Consider the following 21769-nt stretch of genomic DNA (forward strand, 5'->3'; position numbering starts at 1 on the left):
TCAATCATGAAAATTATCGGAGAAATAACATGAAAATTTTAATCGTTTTAACTTCACATGATCAACTTGGCAATACTGGTAAGAAAACAGGTTTCTGGCTAGAAGAACTTGCTGCACCGTATTACACCTTTATTGACTCTGGTGCTGAAGTTACGCTGGCGTCGCCTCAAGGTGGGCAGCCACCACTAGATCCGAAAAGTAATTTAGCCGATGCTCAAACTGAAACCACTCATCGTTTTGAAGCAGATCCAACTGCAATGCAAGCATTGGCACAGACACATAAACTTAGCGAAATTTCTGTAGCTGATTATGATGCAGTGTTTTATCCAGGCGGGCATGGCCCATTGTGGGATTTAGCAGAAGATCCGATTTCAATTTCTCTGATTGAACAGGCGATTCAGTCTGGCAAACCTGTTGCAGCAGTGTGTCATGCCCCGGGTGTTCTTCGTCATGTGAAAGCGAGTAATGGAGCGCCCTTAGTTAGCGGTAAATTAGTGACTGGTTTCACCAATACTGAGGAGGCCGCTGTAGGTTTGACTGAAATTGTACCATTTTTAGTCGAAGACATGCTTAAACAAAACGGTGGTCATTATTCTAAAGTTGATGATTGGCAAGTACATGTTCAAGTAGATGGCTTGCTGGTTACTGGACAAAATCCAGCATCTTCTGCTGCAACTGCCTCAGCATTACTTCAATTGTTGAAATAAAGAGTAGCTAGTGTCTGTTGTGGTGCTTAGCAGTGAATAAACTTCTGACTCTGAGCAACTGGCGCAATAAGCAAAATAACCCTCACTTAATGGTGAAGGGCCTGAGTTAATAGCTTTCCTTTATTTATTTTTCTATATACAGGAAGGATATTTTTTTTAATTTAGATCAATTAAGTCATGGTTACTTGGATACAATGAAATGAAAGACAGCAAACTTTTTCAAAACTTAAGCTTAGGCCCTTATGTTTTGCAAAACCGTATTGTATTGCCACCATTAACGCGGTCGCGCAGTACTCAGCCAGAGAATATTCCAAATGAACTGATGGCAACCTATTATCAACAGCGTGCCGGGGCAGGGTTTATGGTCACCGAAGGTACGCAAATCGAGCCACGTGGTCAAGGCTATGCTTGGACTCCCGGTATTTACAGCCCTGAACAGATTGCTGGATGGCGTAAAGTGACGGAAGCAGTGCATGCTAAAGGAGGCATTATTTTTGCACAACTTTGGCATGTTGGGCGTGTTTCACATACATCTTTGCAACCCGATCATGCATCACCGGTCGCACCCTCGGCTATTAGGGCTGATAGTAATGTTAAAGTGTTTATTGAGACCGGGCCCAATGCAGGGACCTTGGCTGATCCTTCAATGCCACGTGCTTTAAGCAATGCAGAAGTTAAAGAATTAGTGCAACTCTATGCTCAAGCAGCACGCAATGCCTTGGCTGCTGGTTTTGATGGGGTTGAAATTCATTGTGCAAATGGTTATTTGGTGAATCAATTTATCTCTGCACATAGTAACCACCGTGAAGATGAATATGGTGGATCACTAAACAATCGTTTGCGTTTTTTACGTGAAGTAGTACAGGCCGTTGCTGAGGTGGTTGGTGCAGATCGTTTAGGAGTGCGTTTTGCCCCGCTATTTGAAAGTACAGAGGAAGATCGTGTTTACATGGGGTTGGTTGAAGATGATCCACATGTGACTTATATTGAAGCCATAAAAATACTTGAAGAAGTTGGGATTGCCTATCTATCTATTGCAGAAGCTGATTGGGATAATGCACCAGAACTTCCTCATGATTTTCGTAAAGATGTCAGAGACACTTTCAGTGGTCGGATTATTTATGCAGGTCGATATACGGCAGAAAGAGGAACTCGAATTTTAGAGGCAGGGCTGGCCGATTTAATTGCATTTGGACGCCCATTTATTGCGAATCCAGATTTACCCGATCGCATCGCCAATGGCTGGCCATTGAATGCAGTAGATGCAAGCACTATGTATGGTGGGACGGAAAAAGGCTATATTGATTATCCAGCTTACGCAGATTAATATTGACTTAATGAGTTATTTTGCCAACCTTTGTGGTTGGCAAAATAACGACTTAAGATTGCTGTTGCTAGCACAATTTCTTCTTAAAACAAGTTCTTAAAATTTTTTAGCTGTGTAATGAGCCAACCTGCCAGTGGGAAAGAAATCAGTTGCGTTACTGGCACTAATACTATGACTTCAATCAACACCATCATCGGGAAACTTTGATGCTCAGTAATTGGCTTTAATAAAGTGAGAACCAGTAATAGTGTGGGATATAAGCCTAAATAACCAACTAAAATACGAGTCATGAGGGCTTTAGAAGGAGAATTCATTGTGCGCTATACTCATGGATTGTAAATTGATCTAATAGCAACACATTAATAAGTAATCATTGGACTGCTATCATGAATTATTAATTATGTAATTGATATTTAATCTAATTTTTATGAATCTTCACTTTTTAATAGAAATTTAGTTGCTCTCAGAGCTTGATGTAATGGCGTTTTATCTTTTTGCAACTTACTCAGTAATGCTGCACCTAACCACATTTGGTAAAGTACTTGTGCCAACGTTGAGGCCTCAGTATCTGCTTGGATAGACTGATCCTGTTTTCCCAAATCAATTAAAGCAGCAATACGTTGGATTACATCATCGACGCCAGCGGACATAATGGAGCGCATATCTTCAGATAGATCGGCAACTTCTGCGGCAAGTTTCACAATTAAACAGCTATCCGCCCAACCACACTGTGTTTCAGGATCTTCTATCCATAAATTAAAATACTCAATCAGCTTTTGATAAGGGGATTTATCGCTACGCCATACATCATTTAAACGGACTTGGTAATTATCTACATAATGCTGTACCAATTCACACCCGAAAGCTTCCTTGGATTGGAAATAATGATAAAACGAGCCTTTAGGGATTTCACAGCTCTGTAAAATTTCCTGTAATCCTACGCCAGTAAAACCTTTATGCAAAATCAGGTCTGAACTGGTGTTAAGAATGTGTAAGCGCTTCGCTTCAGACTTTTTAATAGGAGTAGGCTTCATATTAATTATTTACTCTATTGTAAAAAATAGACCAGTCGTATTGTTTTTTATTATAACTCATCTACAATGGATGTAAAGAAATTTTAATCATAATTTTTGATTGTGAATAGAAATACTTCTAAATAAAACATGGAGTTATATGTGTGAAAACAGTTATTAATCAACGTATCGTTTTAGCTCAACGGCCAGTCGGTGAGCCAAAACACAGCGATTTTCGTATTGAACAAGTTGAACTCAATGAACTTAAACAAGGCGAGATATTGTTAAAAACCATTTACTTGTCACTCGATCCTTATATGCGTGGTCGCATGAGTGATGCTCCTTCATATGCAGCACCGGTTGAAATCGGCGAAGTGATGGTCGGTGGAACAGTCAGTCAAGTGGTGGCCTCTAAAAACCCAAAATTCAAAGAAGGCGAGTGGGTTCTTTCCGGAAATGGCTGGCAGGGCTACGCAATTTCTAATGGGACTGCATGTCAAAGCTTAGGTATGCAACCTGAACATCCATCTTGGGCATTGGGTATTTTGGGAATGCCAGGATTTACTGCTTATATGGGGTTGTTGGACATTGGTCAGCCTAAAGCTGGTGAAACTTTGGTCGTTGCAGCTGCAACAGGACCTGTTGGTGCTACGGTTGGACAGATTGGCAAAATTAAAGGTTGTCGCGTGGTTGGCATCGCAGGTGGGCCTGAAAAATGTCGTTATGCAGTAGAAGAACTCGGCTTCGATGCTTGTATTAATCATCATGATGAAAATTTTGCAGAACAATTACAACAAGCAGCTCCCAACGGTATTGATATTTATTATGAGAATGTCGGGGGTAAAGTGTTTGATGCGGTATGGCCATTGCTTAACTCTGCGGCACGTGTACCGGTGTGTGGTGTGGTTTCCCAGTATAACGCTACCGAGCAAGCACAAGGGCCAGACCGTTTACCGGGCTTTATTTCCACCCTTTTAAAAAAGCGTATTCGCATGCAAGGCTTTATTATTTTTGATGATTATGGCAGTCAGTATCCGGAATTCTATCAGCAAATGTCTGAATGGTTGAAAGACGGAAAAATCAAATATAAAGAGTATATGGTGCAAGGTTTAGATAACACGATCAATGCTTTCAATGGTATGTTGAAAGGCGAAAACTTTGGCAAAGTGGTTGTAAAAATTTAAAAAAATAGGAATTATCATGATCACACTACATCATTTAGATCAATCACGTTCTTTTCGCATTTTGTGGTTACTTGAAGAAATCAAGCAGCCCTATGAGCTGAAACGCTATTATCGTGACTCAAGCACGCATTTGGCCCCTGACTCTTTAAAAACCATTCACCCTTTAGGGAAATCTCCAGTATTGGAATGGGATGGCAAAGTTATTGCAGAGTCAGGCGCAATCGTTGAGTTATTAATTCAGAAACTTGCGCCGCATTTAGCACCAGATATGGATGAATCTACCTATGTCGATTATTTACAGTGGATTCATTTCTCAGAAAGCTCTGCCATGCTGCCATTTTTGTTAAAAACGTTTAATACGATAGAAACCAAGCAGGGCACGAAGTTGGTATTTCTAGAAAATTATACTCAAGTTGAGTTCGATAAAGTATTTGGCCATTTAAATGAATATTTAAAAGATAAAGAATTTCTAGTGGCAGACCGTTTAACCGGTGCTGACTTTATGATGGGCTTTGGACTACATGCTTTAGTTTATCATATGGGACAAGGTGAAAATTATCCCCATATCCAACGTTACGTAGCAGGTTTAAGCCAACTACCTAGCTGGCAAGCCGCAGTACAAATTGAACAAAATGGTGTGAAAAGTCAAAAATAGCAAGATTGTTTTTTTAAGGCAATTGAGAAAAAGAATCATGATTGACAAGTACATCTGGTTATAAAATAAGCTGACACTTATTTAAAGTAAACGCCTAATGAATTTCATCGGGCGTTCTCTATTTTAAAGATAAGGAATTACCATTATTTAAGACAAGTTTCGCCTATTCTTTCACTGCAAATTCCTATCAAAAGGGCTTGAATATCACGACGGTTACGTTGAAAGATATAATCAACTTTTGAAAGAAAGAAACGTGACTAACGCACAGCAAGATTAAATTATTCCTCGGGGTATTAAACAAGTAGGGTGTGTTGACACTTTTAGCTTAAAAAAATAGCGAAGTAGTAAAATCAAATCGCCAAACCCAATTTTACTATTCGCTATGCCTCGTACCATGCTGACAGATCAACACTGGCAAAAGTTGAAAGTTATTCTGCGTAATTTATCCATTCACCACAACTCAAATTTACGCAATTTTATTGAAGCTATTCTCTATAGAATTAGAACAGGCTGTCCGTGGCGAGATATTCCTTGCTGTTTTGGTCATTCAAACTCTATTTTCAAACGTTTTAATCGTTGGTCAAGCAGCGGTAAGTTACTTAGATTATTCAAATTACTAGCCTCATGCCCCGATATGGAGTGGATTTTTATTGATGGCTCTCATGTACGTGCTCATCAACATTCTGCCGGCATAGCGAATCAATCTATTTCTAAAAGTGTAGGAGGAAACTCCTCAAAAATACATTTGATTGTTGATGCACATGGCAATCCTATTGATTTCATGATTACCGATGGAACCACACATGATGTTAAAGTTGCACCTGATTTAATATCAACATTAGATTTAAAAGAGACAAAAGTGGTATGTGCAGATAAAGGCTATGATTCAGAACCACTGCGTGAACAGATCAGGAACACAGGGACTAAAGCGAATATACCAAAGAAAACGAATAGCCAATCGAACAATGACCATATGGACTGGTATTTATATAAAATCAGGCATTTAGTTGAAAATATGTTTTGTAGATTAAAGCAATTTAGAGGAATAGCTACTCGATATGACAAGCTCAAAAGAAATTATCAAAGTTCTGTTGCTTTAGCCTGAACCGTACCGGGTTTGTCGGAGACCAACTTTCCTGAGATGAGAAGCATTGCTTCTCAAGCGACATTAAATTGGGTAGATTGGTTCAATAAAAAGTATGTACACAGTGCACTGGGATATGTATCGCCTTTTGAGTTTGAGGCAATGTACTATGATAAGATTAACCCGTTAGGTCAGGTGGCCTAACTTAAATAAAAAAATCTCCGATAAATCCGGTAAGGTTCAAAATGCGATTTATGGCTTTTTTATGTAAAAAAAAGTAATATTTGTTTTATTGTTAAATTATAACAATTAGTATAAATACACCTATGATTTACAGATAAAAAAGGTAGTTAAATGAAATATTTTTTAAGTTTAACTTTGTTAGTTTTAGCAATGACTGGGTGTACTTCGAGTCCAAAGACTGAAACTTTACAAGATAAGGCTACAAGCAATACTTCAGCTGATACGCAGGTCCTTAAATTTTCTGGTCCGAATGGTTTATTAATTTTTCTGAAATCATCGGATAACTTTGAAACTGCTTTAATGACTGATAACTCAGGCATGGTATATCGTTTAAAGCAAACAGTTGCTGGTAGTGGTATTCGTTTAGCTAATAATAATGGAGTTTCAATTCACTTTAAACGTGGTGAAGGGGTTGTTGAATTTGTAAAAGACCAGCCAATCAGCATTACTGAAGTAAAATAATAAGGTTTAAACTTTAAGAGAACCCCACACCATAATCTGCATACCGAAAGTTGGACACTATTCCTTGAAATGTGGTCAAACATGATCAAGGACTAATTCGCACTCTGTTAATGGGTGAATTCAAACATGAGGTGCGACAGTTTCAAAAGCCTTATGATAATCTGTGTGATTCATAGACATCACTTCAATATAATGGGTGTCTATGAACAGAGAAATTCAACAAAGACTCGTATGGGTTAAATTATTTGAAGAGACCAATAATACTGGCCTGGTTTGTCGGAGATGTGGCATTTCTAGACCAACTTTACGCAAGTGGTGGAAACGATATTCTGAACAAGGTATTGATGGATTAAGTAGTCATAGTAAATGTCCCTTAAAATCGCCAAATACTAAAATCAATGCTGAGCTAGAAGCTTTAATATTGGAAATGCGCTCAGCTAGAAATCTTGGTGCTCGACGTTTGCAAACCGAATTAATGAGCTGCACGGAGTCTCGTTGTCCTTGGCGACTATCCATAAAGTACTATCCACCCATTAAGTCAAACCGATTAAAAAATTCCGTCGTAAAGTAGATTACATTTGTTATGAACGTCCATTACCAGGCGATAGAATTCAAATGGATACCTGTAAACTGGGTCCTGGACTATATCAGTACACATCTATCGATGACTGCACACGATATCGCGTTTTAAGGATATATAAACGCCGAACAGCTGCGAATACACTCGACTTTTTAACTGTGTAATTGAAGAAATGCCTTTTCCCATACAGCGAATACAGACCGATCGTGAACGAGAATTCTTTGTTGAAAAAATACAGAAAAAATGATGCAGTATGGGATCAAATTTAGGCCGAATAAACCGGGTTCACCTCATCTGAATGGCAAGGTAGCGCTCACAAAAGACTGATAAATCTGAGTTCTACGCTACTGTAGATATCGATTCAGAGGAAATTCAGAGCAAACTGGCAGAATGGCAGAATGGCAGCATTACTGTAACTGGATGAGACCACATTCAGCTTTGCAAGGTAAAACACCGATGGAAAGGTACTTTGAATTATGTGAAGAAACTCCTTTCTTAGATGAAGTCCAGAAGCAATACGCCCCCTCAAATGAACGGATTCAACATGCCAGTTACAAGATGTATTTAGAGATTGCTAAATTGAAACGATCTCTATGAATTACGTATCTATATCATTTTTACTAATATAAAAACATATACGTAAAAATCACGCCCCGTTTAACTGGCAATAGTTTTTGAACCCTGGTATAAAAGCTTAAAAAAATCTAGCAAGTCTTTATTTAATGTTAATACTCATCCAGTATTGAGGTTTTTTATCTTTTCTTGCCTGTGATCTAGGTTGTAATACTCTAATTTCATACTCACCTGAAGCAGGTAAAATATAAATACCCTTATCATCAAGCTCTGGAGAATATTCTCCAAGATTGATGGAGTCTTTTAATTGATTACCCCATAAGTAAGCTTCAACATTTCCTCCAGTCAACTTCACTTTTAACTTTTGCCCTTTTTTAGCATAAAATTTGTAGGAATCATACTTGTATCCATCTATCCTTCCGTAATAATTTGCAGAGTGAGCTTTTTTAGCAAATTTAACTACAATAGTCTTTCGTATATCATTGTTATCATTTGCAAGTACGACAGGGCTAACTATAGTTAAAGTTAGGGCTATCAAAGCGCCAGCTAGTAATTTCGTATTCGCTATTTCCATAATAAGGTTACCCTAATTCTTGTATCGCTCCTGACGTAATAACATAACTAATAAGTAACCATGAATCATAGAGCAGAAATGTGAATAGTCATAACATGGGGCTGCACTTCAAATGCCAATTTAAGACTTGCAAAATCAATGGTTAATTAATTGGTTACTAGGGAATAACCAATCTAAATATAAATTTTATTTAACAATTACTTATAAAAATATGTGATGCGTATGATACGCATCATATGAATATCGCTTAAATTTGTTATAATTCAATTGAGCAGTGCCATTTGTGGTTAGGTTAAAAATTCATGAGTCTTACTGAAATTAAGGTACGTCAAGCTAAATCAAAGGAAAAAATCTATTTTCTGGCAGATGATGACGGCTTAAGTTTGAAGGTAGAACCAAACGGACGTAAATCTTGGAGTTACCGCTATTCACTTGCAGGGACAAATAAACGTCCTCGCATGAAGTTGGGTGAATATCCTGTAATGTCCTTGAAAGAGGCCAGATCAGTCCGGGATGAATATAAATTTAATAATTATGAAAATAAACCACTGCATAAAAAATACATCAAAACTTTTCAGGATATTTGTGAAGAGTGGTTAGAATTTAAAATTAAAAATTCCTTTGAAGATGAACCACGATGCGGTGTAATTCAGCTCGCAAAAAAATGTTTAGATCAGGATGTTTATCCAAATATTGGACTAATGCCATTTATTGAAATTAAAAGATATGATCTAGTTAAGATTATTAAAAAGATAGAATCTAGAAATGTAAAAGAACCTGTAAAGAAAGCCTATAGTTATTTAAATCAGATTTATGATTATGCGGTAGCGATGGGGTATTGTGAATATAATATTGCACATGGACTTCATAAAATATTAGTCAACAATAAGATTAAGAAAAACTATCCTCATTTGAATTCAGATGAACTATCTAATTTCTTAGCTAAATTAAATCAGATTAATACAGATCCTATTATTAAAAAAGCCCTGTTATTTAAATTATATACAGGCGTCCGTGGTGGAGAATTATTGCTTTGTGAACCACATCACTTCGATCTAGATAAAAAAATATGGAAAATACCAGCCTTACATATTAAACAATATAGAAGAAAGGTTATTTTAGGTCATGATATCCCTGATTTTTTTGTTCCACTATCTGATCAAGCACTTGAAGTTGTGAAATCAGCACTCGTTTGGTCTCATGGCGAGAAATATGTGTTTTCTAGCCCCCGAAATAATAATAAACCTATTCATTTTAATACCCTGAACTTGATTATCAGAAAAATGGGATATACTAAAAATGAATTAACTTCTCATGGGTTACGATCGACATTTAGTACCATATTAAATGAATCCGGTTTATTTCAATCAAATTGGATTGAAGCACAGCTATCTCATACTGATAAAAATAAAACCCGTGCAAGTTATAATCATGCAGAATATTTTAATCAGCGTATGGAAATGATGCAATGGTGGGGCGATTTTATTGATAGTTGTACTGTAAATTAATGGTTATGAAATCTAAGTTTTAATTAGAATAGGCTTTGTTGCACAAACCTATTCACCGCCATAAATCATTATCTAAAATTGCATCTCGTGGTAAAAGCTCAATGGGCCGGTTCTATGGCTATAAATTACATGTTGTGATGAATCAACTTAGAGAAATAGTCTGTTCACAATAATGATTTCTCTTAACTCGTAAAGTTTATGACGGTGTTGAACGTGTTCAATTGAATCTTAAGCAAGGTAAATGGATAGAAGAGAACTTCATTAAGTCGTATCAAAATATTCTTGAAAAATAGGCATTTCATTTCGCATTAGAGCGAGAATCTCATGAGAAAGTTGCCTGATTGAATGTATTGAATAGATTCATTGCATAATTGTTGACTAAAATTTTCTATATCAGCCTGTTTAAGATTAATCGGGCTGATTCTGTTAGGTCGAATATAATAGCGACCTGCTTTAATCATTTTTATTTGAACTTTATTTTATGTCACAGCTTGCTTCCCATTTTAAGCACAATCAGTTTTGTATTTTGTTGGAATATTTAAGTTCTGCTAAGGGCATTGCAGTACCAATGTCTTTAGCAGAATTTCCATGTGCGATCACTTTGGCAGATCGAGTGCATGCCGATAGTGATTTGCCACCACTTGAATGTGCGAAGACATTTCCTTCATCAGTGGAAAAAATCATCCATTATTCAGGGAAAGGTCGGGATATTACTGATTTTGAGACCTTCTTAAAATTAACTCAAGCTTCGGGACAAAAAAATTTACTGCTTCTCACAGGTGATAAGTTAAAAGGGCATACAAATGGTCAAGATGGAACGAATCGCACCCGATATTTAGAGTCTGTAAATGCGGTCATGGCCGCAAAGTGTTATGGTGGATTTCATATTGGTGTAGCTTTTAATCCCTTTAAATATGCTGAAGCTGAACGTGATGCACAATATTTAAAACTTCACAAAAAGATTAAAGCAGGAGCAGACTTTATCGTTACCCAGTTGGGTTACGATATGGAGGCTTTAAAACAAGCCAAGGCTTTTTTAAATCGTCATCGATACCCACAAAATATACTTGCTTGTGTTATGCCACTTAGTTTGGCACGTGCCAATTTTATGGTGAAACATAATGTCGCAGGAATTGTGATTACACCACACATGTTACGAGCGTTGGCTCAGGAAGAACAGGATGGACGAACTGAGAATGCTTATAAACGTTGTGCTATACAAATATTGATGTGTAAATATTTGGGTTTTGCAGGTGTGCATCTTTCAGCATGCCATAAGCCTGAAGAGCAAAAGCTTTTAGAAAAATATATTGAACAATATCGACATTATGGTTTACAGGAACTCGAAGCACTCTGGAATGCACTGTGGCAAGTGAAGACTAAAAATGAACTCGTGCCAGAATTAGCTTATTATTCCCGCCAACCATCCTCTAGCCAGCTTATTAAATATCAGCAATTGCATTTCATGCACAAGGCTCTATTTGAGTCCAAAATTGCCAAAGGTGTGGGGCATTTTATTTTTAAAGCCTCACTCTGGGAAAATACTCCTGCAGCAAAAGCATTGTTAAAAACTGAATTTATCTCTAAGCAAGGGGTCGTGGGTTGTGAAAGTTGTGGTCAATGTAGGTTAGGAGATACTTTATATATTTGCCCTGAAACTTGTCCCAAAGGATTGGCGAATGGTCCTTGTGGTGGTACGACATTGGATCTCTGTGAGTTTGGAGATCGTGAATGCATTCATTCTGTGAAAGCCCGACTTGCCAAAGCCGTGGGACAGACTGACGTTCTAAAAGAAAAACTGATTCCAACTGTACCCATTGAAGTCCGTGGAACCAGTTCCTGGAAAAATTGGTATCTGGCGACTGAAGCTTAGCTTTCATCATCCATGGCATTCGAATAAAATTTCACGCCCAATTTGATGCGATCACGACCTTGGCTCATACGCCAACGGTTGGTATCACGTAAGGAGTATACACAGCCACAATATTCTTGTTGGTAGAATTCTTCCTTCTTGCTGATTTCAAGCATACGAACAGCACCACCATTTTTACGCCAGTTGTAGTCCCAATAGGTGATACCTTCATAATGTGAAGCAGAACGATGCCCACAATCATTGATCTGCTTCATATCTTTCCAACGAGAAATACCCAATGAGCTACTAATTAGGCTGAAGCCATTTTCAGCTGCATAAAGGGCAGTCCGTTCAAAGCGCATATCAAAACACATGATACAGCGAATACCTTTCTCTGGCTCATTTTCCATGCCTTTGGCACGTGCAAACCAATTGTCTGTATCGTAATCACAGTCAATAAAAGGAATATTATGTTTTTCTGCAAAGCGAATATTTTCTTCCTTACGGATTTCATATTCCTTGACAGGGTGAATATTGGGATTATAAAAAAAGATCGAAAAGTCGATGCCTGATTCAATTAGGGTTTCCATCACTTCACCCGAGCATGGTGCACAGCAGGAGTGAAGCAGAAGCTTGTCATGACCTGCTGGGAGAGTCAATTTCTGACGTTCAAGTTTGTTTGACATAGTTATATGGGTTTAAATCTAAACCCTATATTTTAACGATTTAATTAGATAGTAAGGATTTGATATACTGATATTTTCTAAGGTTAAGATGAAAGAAATTCACTAATTGAAATTTAATAAGAACGGCTTTGTTGCACAAACCTATCTGTAAAGGCTTTTCAGCGATATAATTTTCAAATGAATAAGCCTACACATAAAATCTACCGCACAACCAATTGGTCCGCATATATAACCGAGCACTCATGAGTCGCGGAAATATTGCCATTTGGTTTGATCCTGCTACGCAATGGTATGCGCTATCAAAAGGCAAACAAGGGCGAAATCAAACCTACTCCGACGCAGCCATCCAATGCTGCTTAATGATTAAATCCTTATTCCGTCTGTCTTTACGTATAGTCACTGGCTTTGTGCAAAGTCTGATTAAACTTTGCGGATGAGCAGCCCCGAATATCAGTGATATTCGTACACCACGCTTTGTAGAAGATAAAAGCATATTGATATTGCAATCAGCTACCAAAAAAGTAGCGATGGGCTACATCTACTCATGGACTCTACAGGCATGAAGTTTCTAGGTGAGGGCGAGTGTAAGCGCAAGAAACATGGACCTGAATGTCGTCGCCAATGGCGTAAACTACAATTGGTATAGATGCTAAAACCCCTCAAATACGCGCTATTGAGCTCACAACCAATAATGTCAGTGATTCACAGGTGCTTGGTGATTTACTTGATCAAATTCCACAAGATGAGCGGATTGACTCTGTTTATACCGATAGAGTTTATGACACCAAGCAATGCCGTCAGGTCATTGCAGATCGGCAAGCGCATATGGTGATTCCACCTAGAAAAAATGCGAAACCACGGAAAGATACAAAGAGTAGCTCGCTAGAACGAAATAAATTACTTCGAACAGTTAATCTTGCGAAGCAGTGCTTCTTGTATCTTGATTGATATAGTGATTAGCTACCACTATACGCAAATTGTAGAGTTTGGAGTGCTGCTAAAATCTTAAATTTGAACCTGAGATAAAACCTACAATTTGCCCTTATCCCTCATACAACTCTGAACGGTAACTAAGCACTTTGATGCTGTATTCACAAGGTAAGATGATGGTTAATGGGATAAAAATCATAGCTTAAACTCAAGGAATATCACCATGATTATGCTAGGTATTGATGTCAGTAAAACCAAAATAGATTGTTGCATTTTTCCTCAAGGTTTGACTGGAAAAAGAAAAAATAAAATATTTACTAATACAGAAAGTGGCTTTGGCAGTCTGCTCAAATGGCTCATCACTCTTAAAATTGAACCTGATCAAGTGACAGCAATCATGGAAGCGACTTCGGTTTATCATGAGAATTTGGGATATTATCTATATGATGCAGGTGTAAAGGTTTGTGTGGCTAATCCTTCACGAGTAAGAGCCTTTGCCAAAGGCATGTCCATGCTAAATAAAACGGATAAAGCTGATAGTGAAGCTCTTTCACGTTATGGTTACACCGCAAAGTTAATCATATGGCAGCCTGAACCTGAAAATGTCAGATTATTAAAAGCTTTACTAGGCAGACGAGATGTCTATCTAGGTAGTCTATTGCAGGAAAAGAATCGACTTGAAAAGGCGCAGTCCACTCATACCTCCGTTGTTGTGATTAAATTACTTGAAGAGAATATTGAGTATTTAAATCAGCAACTTGAAAATATTGATAAGTTAATAAATAATCACATAGATCAAGATCCAACATTGAAACAGGATTTGAAATTACTGCAAACTATTCCTTCAATCGGTGAACGATCAGGCTTATTACTGTTGGGGTTATTTCATTCGCACAAGTTTGAAAAAGCAAGTCAAGCTGCTGCATATGTAGGTTTGGTTCCAGTACATCAGTTGTCTGGCAGTTCAGTCAACAAGCAAAGTCACTTATCAAAAGCAGGTGACAGTAAAATACGCTCAGTATTGTATATGTCAGCATTAACAGCGATTAAATATAATCCACACATTGAAGCTTTATATCAACGATTATTAAGCCAGGGTAAAAATAAAATGTGTGCTTTAGGTGCTGCAATGCGCAAGCTTATACATCTGTGTTATGGCGTTTTAAAACATCAGACTGCCTATCAAAGAGATTATTTATTGGTCGAATAATCTCAAAACCTGATTGACTACCAAGACGGTATCTCAGGTAGGACACTATGGAAAAAATGGTCAGGCTATCATCGGCGAAGTTTGGTTGAAACCAAGATGCACTGCATTAAATTATTAGCAGATAAACTCAGTGCAAGGAGCTTTGATAGCCAAGTGAATGAGATTCATGCACGTGTAGCAGTCCTCAACAGATTTACGGAATTAGGTCGACCACTTACCCAAGTTACGCCTTAAATTTGGCTCAATTAGGGGCGCTTTGCATTTCAAATCTTTGTGCAACAAAGCCTTTACACATACTTGATAGTTGGAGATTTATTATCTTTAGTAGAGTTGCAAAAAACATTATCAATTTCAGATAAAGATTTTAGATAGCCACTTAACTTACTGAATAACTAAAAATCCTCAGAATCTTTAATTTATTAAGATGAGTATTTCTCATCTTAAGCTGAATTTATATCGTTTTACTCACTTTCTTATTCACGTTTAAATACAGCCATTCAGAAATTTAGCTTTTTATAAAATTTTTAGGTGGCAATCTCCATGAGTACAGCATTTGAGTGTTCAATTAAACGTATCCGTTTTGATGAGAATTATACACCAGCAGAAAGCACACGTTTAACCACAAACTTTGCCAATTTGGCACGTGGGGAAAGCCGTGAAGAAAACTTGCGTCGTACCCTTGCGATGATCAACAACCGTTTTAATAGCTTGGCAACCGTTGATAACCCGAAAGGTGATCGCTATTCACTTGAGATTGACATCATTTCTGCTGAAATTGATATCGAAGGTAATGGTCAAACTTTCCCATTTATTGAAACACTGAAAAGTGTAGTGATTGACCATAAAACAGGGGAGCGTATTGAAGGCATGATCGGCAATAGCTTCTCATCTTATGTGCGTGATTATGACTTCAGCGTAGTATTGCCTCAATTGGGTTGTGGTGTAGGTGAAAAACCTGAAGATTTTGGAGATCTACATGGTAAATTGTATCAACATTTGGTGAATTCAGATGTATTTAAGGCAGAATTTACCAAGCCACCTGTGATTTGTTTAAGTGTTTCAACCTCTAAAACCTATTACCGTACGGCAAACGTACATCCTATTTTAGGTGAGGAATATACCAATGATGAATATTCACGTACCGATGAATATTTCGCCAAAATGGGCTTACGTGTACGTTACTTCAAACCAGAAGGTGGTAATGCACCATTAGCATTCTATTTCGCTGGCGACTTAGTCCGTGATTATACTGATTTTGAATTGATCAGCGCGATTGCAACCATGGAAAGCTTCCAAAAAATTTATCGTCCTGAAATTTACAACACCAACTCTCCGGCAGGTGTGGAATATCAACCAAGCTTGAGCTATGGCGATTACTCACTGACACGTATCGTTTATGACCGTGTTGAACGTGCTGAGTTAGCGGTTAAGCAAGGTAAATGGACAGAAGAAAACTTCATCAAACCATATCAAGATATTTTAAATGAATGGGCAGCAAACTTTAAGGTCGAAACAGCTGCTTAAGACATCGAATTGACACACAGACTGACGAATTTTAGAGAAAGAAGATTAGACATGGCGCTTACACAACCGAAACTTTTACTCCCAACTTCAACTGCGGGTAGCTTGCCAAAACCGTCTTGGTTAGCTGAACCTGAAAAATTATGGTCTGCATGGAAGCTTGAAGGCGAAGAATTATTAGAAGCTAAACGTGATGCTTTGAAATTATCATTACATGAGCAAGTCACTGCAGGTATCGATATCGTGAGTGATGGTGAGCAAACCCGTCAGCACTTTGTAACCACGTTTATTGAACATCTTGAAGGTGTAGATTTCGAAAAGCGTGAAACCATGCGTATTCGTAATCGTTATGATGCAAGTGTACCTTCAGTTGTGGGTGAAGTTTCTCGTAAAAAAGCAGTGTTTGTAGACGATGCGAAATTTTTACGCAGCCAAACCAGTCAGCCAATTAAATGGGCGTTGCCTGGTCCAATGACCATGATTGATACACTTTTTGACGGACACTACAAGAGTCGTGAAAAACTGGCTTGGGAATTTGCCAAAATTTTGAACCAAGAAGCTTTAGAACTTGAAGCAGCAGGCGTAGACATTATTCAATTTGATGAACCTGCGTTTAACGTATTCTTTGATGAAGTGAATGACTGGGGTGTACCAACCTTAGAACGTGCACTTGAAGGTCTAAAGTGTGAAACTGCAGTTCATATTTGCTATGGTTACGGCATTAAAGCCAATACAGATTGGAAACAAACTTTAGGTAATGAATGGCGTCAATACGAAGAGTCATTCCCGAAACTACAACAATCTAAGCTCGATATTATTTCACTTGAATGCCAAAACTCACGTGTACCAATGGATTTAATCGAATTGATCCGTGGTAAGAAAGTGATGGTGGGTGCAATTGATGTGGCAACCACTCAAGTGGAAACTGCAGAGGAAGTAGCAAATACGCTACGCAAAGCATTGCAATTTGTTGATGCAGATAAACTGTATCCTTCAACTAACTGTGGTATGACACCGCTATCTCGCCAAGTGGCACGTGGCAAACTTGAAGCTTTAAGCGCAGGTGCTGCCATTGTTCGTAAAGAGCTAGAAGCTTAATCAAACGTAGTCTCGTGCGAAGCAGAACAAATCATCGCAAGGTCATTTGTCCAGCTTTATGCGCGAGCACGTGATATGTACATTTGAGATGAAAGAGATGATTGAAGCAACAGACTTTAGAAATGCAATGTCCTTACTCACCACAGCAGTGAATGTTATTACGACTTCGGGTGAAACAGGTATGCATGGATTTACTGCATCTGCCGTATGTAGCGTGACGGATACACCGCCAATGTTATTAGTCTGTATGAATCAATCCTCCCGTTCACATGCCCATTTTGTTGAAAATAAAGTCTTGGCTGTAAACGTACTAAGTACTCAGCATGAACAGCTTTCAAATGCCTTTGCTTCAAGTAAATTCAGTTCTGAACAGCGTTTTCAACTGGGCGAGTGGGGCGGTTTAGAGACAGGCTCGCCGATTCTGCAAAATGCTTTGGTCAGTTTTGACTGTCAGATTGAGAATATTCAGCAAGTGGGTACACACAGTATTTTCATGTGTCGTGTGCTTCAAGTTCAACAAAGCGATCAAGAAGAAAGCTTGGTCTATTTTAACCGTGCTTATCATCAAGTAGGGCAGTTAGAACACGCTTAACTCAATACCTTAATTCTTTCATTTTTTAAAGTTAGTCTATTGTGGAACTTATAACCTTTTTAGTCATCGGTGCTTTTGCTGGTTTTGCAGCAGGGCTGTTTGGTGTCGGCGGTGGTACGATTATTGTACCACTGCTTTTTATTGTCTTTACCCAAATGGGCTATGACCCCGATGTGGTTATGCACCTCGCATTAGGCACGTCTTTGGCAACCATTGTTGTAACCTCGATTAGCTCATTGATGGCGCATCATAAAACTGGTGCTGTGATTTGGCCTGTTTTTAAAAATCTAGCGCCACCTATGGCGATTGGTTGTTTTTTTGGGGCAGGTATTGCTGGTTTGATATCAGGATTACATCTACAAATCATTGTTGGCTTATTTCTGATTTGGGTCGCATATACGATGTTTACAGGTGCCAAAAAAGCAATTGACCCAACGAAAACGTTACCCTCATCAGGTCAACAAGTTGCTGCAGGTAGTGTGATTGGGGTTGCATCAGCAATCTTTGGTATTGGTGGTGGAAGTCTGACGGTTCCATATCTGAATCGCTATGGTGTGGTCATGCAGAAGGCTGAACCGTACCGGGTTTGTCGGAGAGTCAATATTCTGAGATGAGAAGCATTGCTTCGCAAGACGTAGCGAAGCGTAGTGTCCCGATGACAAAATTAAAATATACCCCTGAAATCAGAGAAAGAGCGGTTCAATTATTGATTGAATCTGAAAAAGATTATCCTTCTACTTGGGCTGCGATCACAGCTATTGCTCCCTGAGCAGTATACTGCGCAAGGGTTGTACTCCTGAAACACTACGTGTTTGGTATCAAAAATATTTAGATAAACAAAATCCAGTTAAAGTACAGCAGCTTTCAGACCAAGAACGTATCAAACAACTGGAACGCGAAAATAAAGAACTGCAACGTGCGAATGAAATTCTACGTAAAGCAGCCGCTTTTCTCGCCCAGGCGGAGCTCGACCGCCCACACAAATAATGGTGGATTTCATCCATAACAATAAAGACTTATATGGTGTTGATGCGATTTGTAGGATTTTACCGATCGCAGCTTCAACCTATTACCGGACTCTAGATCTCTGCGATGAGAAGCATTGCTTCGCAAGGGGAACATCGAGCAAAGCGAGATTTACATGACTTGCATCATGCTGAGGAGATTAAACGAATTTGGAAAGAAAGTTCAGGTCGATACGGTGTACGTAAAGTCTGGCAAAAACTGAAACGTGAAGGCTATATTATTGCACGCTGTACTGTTGCTCGATTAATGAAAAAGCTAGGTATACAAGGTGTTTGGCGAGGTAAGAACAAACAAACCACCCGTAACCGAGATGACCAAAAACGGGCAGATGATTTAGTGAAACGTAATTTTACTGCTGATCATCCTGACCAACTGTGGGTCAGTGACTTTACGTATATTCAAACTCATTCAGGCTGGGTATATACCGCCTTTATTATTGATGTGTTCTCACGAGCAATTGTTGGCTGGAAAGTATCTACACGAATGAATACAGATAGGGTGCTCGATGCATTAGAGCAAGCATTGCATGATCGAGGCATGCCAAAGAATGTGATTCATCATTCCGACAGAGGTGTGCAATATCTTTCCATTCGCTATACCAATCGTTTAGAAGCAGCGAATTTACGAGCATCAGTCGGTACGACTGGTGATTCATACGATAATGCTTTGGCTGAAACGGTGAATGGCTTATACAAAACAGAGGTGATTGAATATTTAAAAGCAGATTGGCAAGGTTTAGCAGATGTACAACTTGCGACACTAAACTGGGTAGATTGGTTCAATAAAAAGCGTGTACACAGTGCACTGGGTTATGTATCGCCTTTTGAGTTTGAAGCAATGTACTATGATAAGATTAACCCGTTAGGTCAAGTGGCCTAACTTAAATAAAAAAGTCTCCGACGAACCCGGTACGGTTCAACTTGTGATTTGAATCTGCTGTTTTCAAAATCTGTCTTTCAGCTCGTTATGCAACAAAGCCGAACCGAATTAAAAATAGAAATGTAGTTGAGCTGGTGCTTGCTCATTTCTTTATTTTTAGTAATTGAGGTGAACATACTGTCAGTACATGGTAGTTATAAGTAACATGTAACTTTGTTCGCACAAAGATTTGAGTTATGCCAAGTGATGGATTGATTTGTACTTAAAATTTTAAGCTTATCCACTTGCTTTGCAAGCCACTACACTTTATTTACAATCCTATGTTGTGGAAGTAAGGGATCTTGTACTCGCCCAGTATGTTCAACTTGATTATATCTAAAGGACTATTAGGCATCAATCAAATCAATTTTCCAATTACTCGACTGAATCACCACATTTAAATCACGTAATTTAAGACTAATATCATCAGCTTGTTTTTGTAGTGATGAAACTGGAATAACTTTATGCCACTTTATTTCCCGCGTACTATAACGATCAGATTCACGAGATGTATTACTTATTGCTGCAGTTAGGGTTTTGTGCTGTTCTACAAATTCATCACGCAAAGTCAATAAAGCAAGTAAAGAACGACCATCATTTAATTTTGTTAAAGCATTAGTTTCATGAATTGCATAACTTAATTTTTGAAATTCTTGAATTAAAGCAAATACTTGTTTTAGTAGTTCATTTGGATCTTCAGATGGTTTATCACCATCTTGTACCAATACATTTGCATTGATACGTTGTTTTAGTGAAATAATTTTTTTTTGTTGATCACTTCGAAGTAAGAGAGCTTCTGCTAATTTCATTTTTCACCTATTAACCAATTAGAATTAAGTTTTAAGCAGCTAAGTAATTTTACAAATACTATATCCTCATTCTTTAAAAATCAAAAAAATTGATTTTTTATAATTTTCAGAGGTAGAAGTCTTATATTTTGTCATTAGTCGAAGCTCAGAATTAAGCTAAAGGCCTTTTTTCAGATGCAGAATCCTTTATCTGATCCTAGACAGTATTGTGGACATTCGATCCCTCTAAATTCTTACAATATTTTTGTTCAAAGGCTTCAGGACTTAACCAGCCATTTGCAGAATGTATTCTGATTCGATTGTAATAAATCTCGATATAGTCAAACAAGACAGCATTCGCTTCTTTTCGAGTGGCAAACACACTGCCATGGATTACATGACCTTTCAATGTATGAAAGAAGCTTTCAGTCACTGCATTGTCCCAACATGAGCAGTGTACTGCGCAAGACTGCGTGACATACTTTGAATACAGTTATTCGTCAATAATAGCGCTCTAAAAGCACGACTACAGTACTGACTGCCTTGGTCAGAATGAACCATAACTCCTGTTGAATAAGCTTTTCATGCGCCAAGGTTGGTCCGAAACCATGCAGTTGATCAGAAACAATATTGAGGCACTTGAGTCTGAGTTCTTCAGAAAGCCTGGAATTGCTGGTTTGGCCACGACCCGTATGGGCTAATGCAGCTGGACCTTGAACTTTGTATTTCTGCAGTAAGCGTCTGACCTGACATTCTGAAATATGAAGTAGAAGTAGCTGAGCAGCCTGGGATTGAGTTATGCGTTGATCGCAGATTTCCTGCAAAACCGACAATCGTTTAAGTTCTTTATCCGACATAGTGATCAGCATCTATATTTTATATCCCGTCCATGGTGATAAAAACCATCATAAACCAGACATTTTTATTGGTGAGAATATAGACACTTTAAATGGGTTCTAACAAGTCGACTTCGCATAACAACCATTATGTTAAATGGAGATTTATTTCAAACATTATTCAACTAAAATATGCCTAAAAAATTAGATATTTTTCAAACTTTGGTTTGAAAAATCCATTTAAAATTAATTAAGCTGTTGTAATTTTTCATATAAAAGAGGTGGATCAGGAAATTTGAACAACACCTATAAGTGATATTTTGCTCCCCAAATGATGTTATAAACATCAATATATGGAGTATTTTATGACACGTAGACCAAGAAGAAATCATTCAAATGACT

General features: G+C 38.1%; 17 protein-coding genes, 10 pseudogenes and 1 other annotated feature. Of the genes and pseudogenes, 20 read left to right on the forward strand and 7 right to left on the reverse strand.

What is annotated here, in order from left to right:
• Nucleotides 1-29 precede the first annotated feature (29 nt).
• Complete coding sequence (locus tag F891_RS15115; protein ID WP_004647734.1) at nucleotides 30-707, forward strand: type 1 glutamine amidotransferase domain-containing protein; 678 nt, start codon at nucleotides 30-32, stop codon at nucleotides 705-707.
• A gap of 199 nt (nucleotides 708-906) precedes the next feature.
• Nucleotides 907-2034 carry an alkene reductase gene (locus tag F891_RS15120; RefSeq protein ID WP_004281838.1) on the forward strand — a complete coding sequence of 376 codons (1128 nt, stop codon included), beginning with the start codon at nucleotides 907-909 and terminating at the stop codon, nucleotides 2032-2034.
• Between the two features lie 83 nt (nucleotides 2035-2117).
• On the opposite strand, the gene F891_RS15125 is transcribed toward F891_RS15120, so the two are convergent.
• Nucleotides 2118-2348, reverse strand: a complete 231-nt coding sequence (locus F891_RS15125; RefSeq protein ID WP_004281837.1) for a hypothetical protein — start codon at nucleotides 2346-2348, stop codon at nucleotides 2118-2120.
• A gap of 111 nt (nucleotides 2349-2459) precedes the next feature.
• Nucleotides 2460-3068: a TetR/AcrR family transcriptional regulator gene (locus F891_RS15130; RefSeq protein WP_004281836.1), complete on the reverse strand. Its 609-nt coding sequence runs from the start codon at nucleotides 3066-3068 to the stop codon at nucleotides 2460-2462.
• Between the two features lie 143 nt (nucleotides 3069-3211).
• On the opposite strand from F891_RS15130, the gene F891_RS15135 reads away from it, so the two are divergent.
• The 6 genes and pseudogenes from F891_RS15135 to F891_RS17670 all read left to right on the forward strand — a co-directional run bounded on the left by F891_RS15135 (nucleotide 3212) and on the right by F891_RS17670 (nucleotide 7852).
• A complete protein-coding gene (locus F891_RS15135) occupies nucleotides 3212-4231 on the forward strand; it encodes an NADP-dependent oxidoreductase (protein ID WP_004281827.1) in 1020 nt (339 codons plus the stop codon).
• 16 nt (nucleotides 4232-4247) lie between these two features.
• Nucleotides 4248-4886, forward strand: coding sequence for a glutathione S-transferase family protein (locus tag F891_RS15140; RefSeq protein ID WP_004281825.1), 639 nt, complete (start codon nucleotides 4248-4250; stop codon nucleotides 4884-4886).
• Between the two features lie 382 nt (nucleotides 4887-5268).
• On the forward strand, nucleotides 5269-5991 hold the full coding sequence (locus F891_RS15145; protein ID WP_005264353.1) for an IS5-like element ISAba31 family transposase: 723 nt from the start codon (nucleotides 5269-5271) through the stop codon (nucleotides 5989-5991).
• A gap of 57 nt (nucleotides 5992-6048) precedes the next feature.
• Nucleotides 6049-6174: pseudogene (locus tag F891_RS18465) on the forward strand (IS3 family transposase); the annotation flags it as partial.
• Nucleotides 6175-6324: 150 nt separating this feature from the next.
• A complete protein-coding gene (locus tag F891_RS15150) occupies nucleotides 6325-6675 on the forward strand; it encodes a hypothetical protein (protein WP_004281821.1) in 351 nt (116 codons plus the stop codon).
• 202 nt (nucleotides 6676-6877) lie between these two features.
• Nucleotides 6878-7852, forward strand: a pseudogene (locus tag F891_RS17670) (IS481 family transposase).
• Between the two features lie 118 nt (nucleotides 7853-7970).
• Here the strand turns inward: F891_RS17670 and F891_RS15160 are convergent.
• A complete protein-coding gene (locus tag F891_RS15160) occupies nucleotides 7971-8402 on the reverse strand; it encodes a PPC domain-containing protein (RefSeq protein WP_004281816.1) in 432 nt (143 codons plus the stop codon).
• Nucleotides 8403-8704: 302 nt separating this feature from the next.
• On the opposite strand from F891_RS15160, the gene F891_RS15165 reads away from it, so the two are divergent.
• From F891_RS15165 to F891_RS15170, 4 genes and pseudogenes are all read left to right on the forward strand, one after another.
• Nucleotides 8705-9910, forward strand: a complete 1206-nt coding sequence (locus tag F891_RS15165) for a tyrosine-type recombinase/integrase (RefSeq protein ID WP_004281814.1) — start codon at nucleotides 8705-8707, stop codon at nucleotides 9908-9910.
• A gap of 50 nt (nucleotides 9911-9960) precedes the next feature.
• Nucleotides 9961-10077 (forward strand): annotated as a pseudogene (locus tag F891_RS17675) (transposase); the annotation flags it as partial.
• Between the two features lie 24 nt (nucleotides 10078-10101).
• Nucleotides 10102-10203: pseudogene (locus F891_RS17955) on the forward strand (putative oxygenase MesX); the annotation flags it as partial.
• Nucleotides 10204-10391: 188 nt separating this feature from the next.
• A complete protein-coding gene (locus F891_RS15170; RefSeq protein WP_004281811.1) occupies nucleotides 10392-11783 on the forward strand; it encodes a methylenetetrahydrofolate reductase C-terminal domain-containing protein in 1392 nt (463 codons plus the stop codon).
• On the opposite strand, the gene F891_RS15175 is transcribed toward F891_RS15170, so the two are convergent.
• The gene (locus F891_RS15175; protein ID WP_004281809.1) at nucleotides 11780-12448 is read right to left on the reverse strand and encodes an epoxyqueuosine reductase QueH; all 669 of its coding nucleotides are present in this window, start codon (nucleotides 12446-12448) and stop codon (nucleotides 11780-11782) included. The two genes, F891_RS15170 and F891_RS15175, sit on opposite strands and share 4 nt — an antisense overlap.
• 177 nt (nucleotides 12449-12625) lie before the next feature.
• On the opposite strand from F891_RS15175, the pseudogene F891_RS17680 reads away from it, so the two are divergent.
• The 8 genes and pseudogenes from F891_RS17680 to F891_RS15210 all read left to right on the forward strand — a co-directional run.
• Nucleotides 12626-13360, forward strand: a pseudogene (locus tag F891_RS17680) (IS5 family transposase); the annotation flags it as partial.
• A gap of 241 nt (nucleotides 13361-13601) precedes the next feature.
• Nucleotides 13602-14588: an IS110 family RNA-guided transposase gene (locus F891_RS15180; RefSeq protein ID WP_005251678.1), complete on the forward strand. Its 987-nt coding sequence runs from the start codon at nucleotides 13602-13604 to the stop codon at nucleotides 14586-14588.
• A 36-nt stretch (nucleotides 14589-14624) separates the two neighbouring features.
• Nucleotides 14625-14822, forward strand: a pseudogene (locus tag F891_RS17685) (IS5/IS1182 family transposase); the annotation flags it as partial.
• Nucleotides 14823-15128: 306 nt separating this feature from the next.
• Nucleotides 15129-16112 (forward strand): putative oxygenase MesX, encoded by a 984-nt coding sequence (locus F891_RS15185; protein WP_004281805.1) that lies wholly within the window; start codon nucleotides 15129-15131, stop codon nucleotides 16110-16112.
• 51 nt (nucleotides 16113-16163) lie between these two features.
• Nucleotides 16164-17207, forward strand: coding sequence for a methionine synthase (locus F891_RS15190; protein ID WP_004281804.1), 1044 nt, complete (start codon nucleotides 16164-16166; stop codon nucleotides 17205-17207).
• A gap of 97 nt (nucleotides 17208-17304) precedes the next feature.
• Nucleotides 17305-17799 carry a flavin reductase family protein gene (locus F891_RS15195; RefSeq protein ID WP_005100646.1) on the forward strand — a complete coding sequence of 165 codons (495 nt, stop codon included), beginning with the start codon at nucleotides 17305-17307 and terminating at the stop codon, nucleotides 17797-17799.
• Between the two features lie 41 nt (nucleotides 17800-17840).
• A pseudogene (locus F891_RS15200) lies at nucleotides 17841-18371 on the forward strand (sulfite exporter TauE/SafE family protein); the annotation flags it as partial.
• An 83-nt stretch (nucleotides 18372-18454) separates the two neighbouring features.
• Nucleotides 18455-19704 (forward strand): annotated as a pseudogene (locus F891_RS15210) (IS3 family transposase).
• Nucleotides 18744-18860: a sequence feature (AL1L pseudoknot), on the forward strand. It overlaps the preceding pseudogene by 117 nt.
• A gap of 386 nt (nucleotides 19705-20090) precedes the next feature.
• On the opposite strand, the gene F891_RS15215 reads toward F891_RS15210, so the two are convergent.
• The 3 genes and pseudogenes from F891_RS15215 to F891_RS15220 all read right to left on the reverse strand — a co-directional run.
• Nucleotides 20091-20552 carry a DIP1984 family protein gene (locus tag F891_RS15215; protein ID WP_004281794.1) on the reverse strand — a complete coding sequence of 154 codons (462 nt, stop codon included), beginning with the start codon at nucleotides 20550-20552 and terminating at the stop codon, nucleotides 20091-20093.
• Between the two features lie 196 nt (nucleotides 20553-20748).
• Nucleotides 20749-21113 (reverse strand): annotated as a pseudogene (locus F891_RS17690) (IS3 family transposase); the annotation flags it as partial.
• A pseudogene (locus tag F891_RS15220) lies at nucleotides 21107-21388 on the reverse strand (helix-turn-helix domain-containing protein); the annotation flags it as partial. The pseudogenes F891_RS15220 and F891_RS17690, both read right to left, overlap by 7 nt.
• Between the last annotated feature and the right edge of the window lie 381 nt (nucleotides 21389-21769).

Source organism: Acinetobacter sp. CIP 101966 (assembly GCF_000369725.1).
GTDB lineage: Bacteria > Pseudomonadota > Gammaproteobacteria > Pseudomonadales > Moraxellaceae > Acinetobacter > Acinetobacter lwoffii_Q.

Coding starts and splice junctions, on each gene's coding strand:
- F891_RS15115 (WP_004647734.1), top strand. CDS start 30: ATGAAAATTTTAATCGTTTTAACTTCACATGATCAACTTGGCAATACT.
- F891_RS15120 (WP_004281838.1), top strand. CDS start 907: ATGAAAGACAGCAAACTTTTTCAAAACTTAAGCTTAGGCCCTTATGTT.
- F891_RS15125 (WP_004281837.1), bottom strand. CDS start 2,348: ATGAATTCTCCTTCTAAAGCCCTCATGACTCGTATTTTAGTTGGTTAT.
- F891_RS15130 (WP_004281836.1), bottom strand. CDS start 3,068: ATGAAGCCTACTCCTATTAAAAAGTCTGAAGCGAAGCGCTTACACATT.
- F891_RS15140 (WP_004281825.1), top strand. CDS start 4,248: ATGATCACACTACATCATTTAGATCAATCACGTTCTTTTCGCATTTTG.
- F891_RS15145 (WP_005264353.1), top strand. CDS start 5,269: ATGCCTCGTACCATGCTGACAGATCAACACTGGCAAAAGTTGAAAGTT.
- F891_RS15150 (WP_004281821.1), top strand. CDS start 6,325: ATGAAATATTTTTTAAGTTTAACTTTGTTAGTTTTAGCAATGACTGGG.
- F891_RS15160 (WP_004281816.1), bottom strand. CDS start 8,402: ATGGAAATAGCGAATACGAAATTACTAGCTGGCGCTTTGATAGCCCTA.
- F891_RS15165 (WP_004281814.1), top strand. CDS start 8,705: ATGAGTCTTACTGAAATTAAGGTACGTCAAGCTAAATCAAAGGAAAAA.
- F891_RS15170 (WP_004281811.1), top strand. CDS start 10,392: ATGTCACAGCTTGCTTCCCATTTTAAGCACAATCAGTTTTGTATTTTG.
- F891_RS15175 (WP_004281809.1), bottom strand. CDS start 12,448: ATGTCAAACAAACTTGAACGTCAGAAATTGACTCTCCCAGCAGGTCAT.
- F891_RS15180 (WP_005251678.1), top strand. CDS start 13,602: ATGATTATGCTAGGTATTGATGTCAGTAAAACCAAAATAGATTGTTGC.
- F891_RS15185 (WP_004281805.1), top strand. CDS start 15,129: ATGAGTACAGCATTTGAGTGTTCAATTAAACGTATCCGTTTTGATGAG.
- F891_RS15190 (WP_004281804.1), top strand. CDS start 16,164: ATGGCGCTTACACAACCGAAACTTTTACTCCCAACTTCAACTGCGGGT.
- F891_RS15195 (WP_005100646.1), top strand. CDS start 17,305: ATGATTGAAGCAACAGACTTTAGAAATGCAATGTCCTTACTCACCACA.
- F891_RS15215 (WP_004281794.1), bottom strand. CDS start 20,552: ATGAAATTAGCAGAAGCTCTCTTACTTCGAAGTGATCAACAAAAAAAA.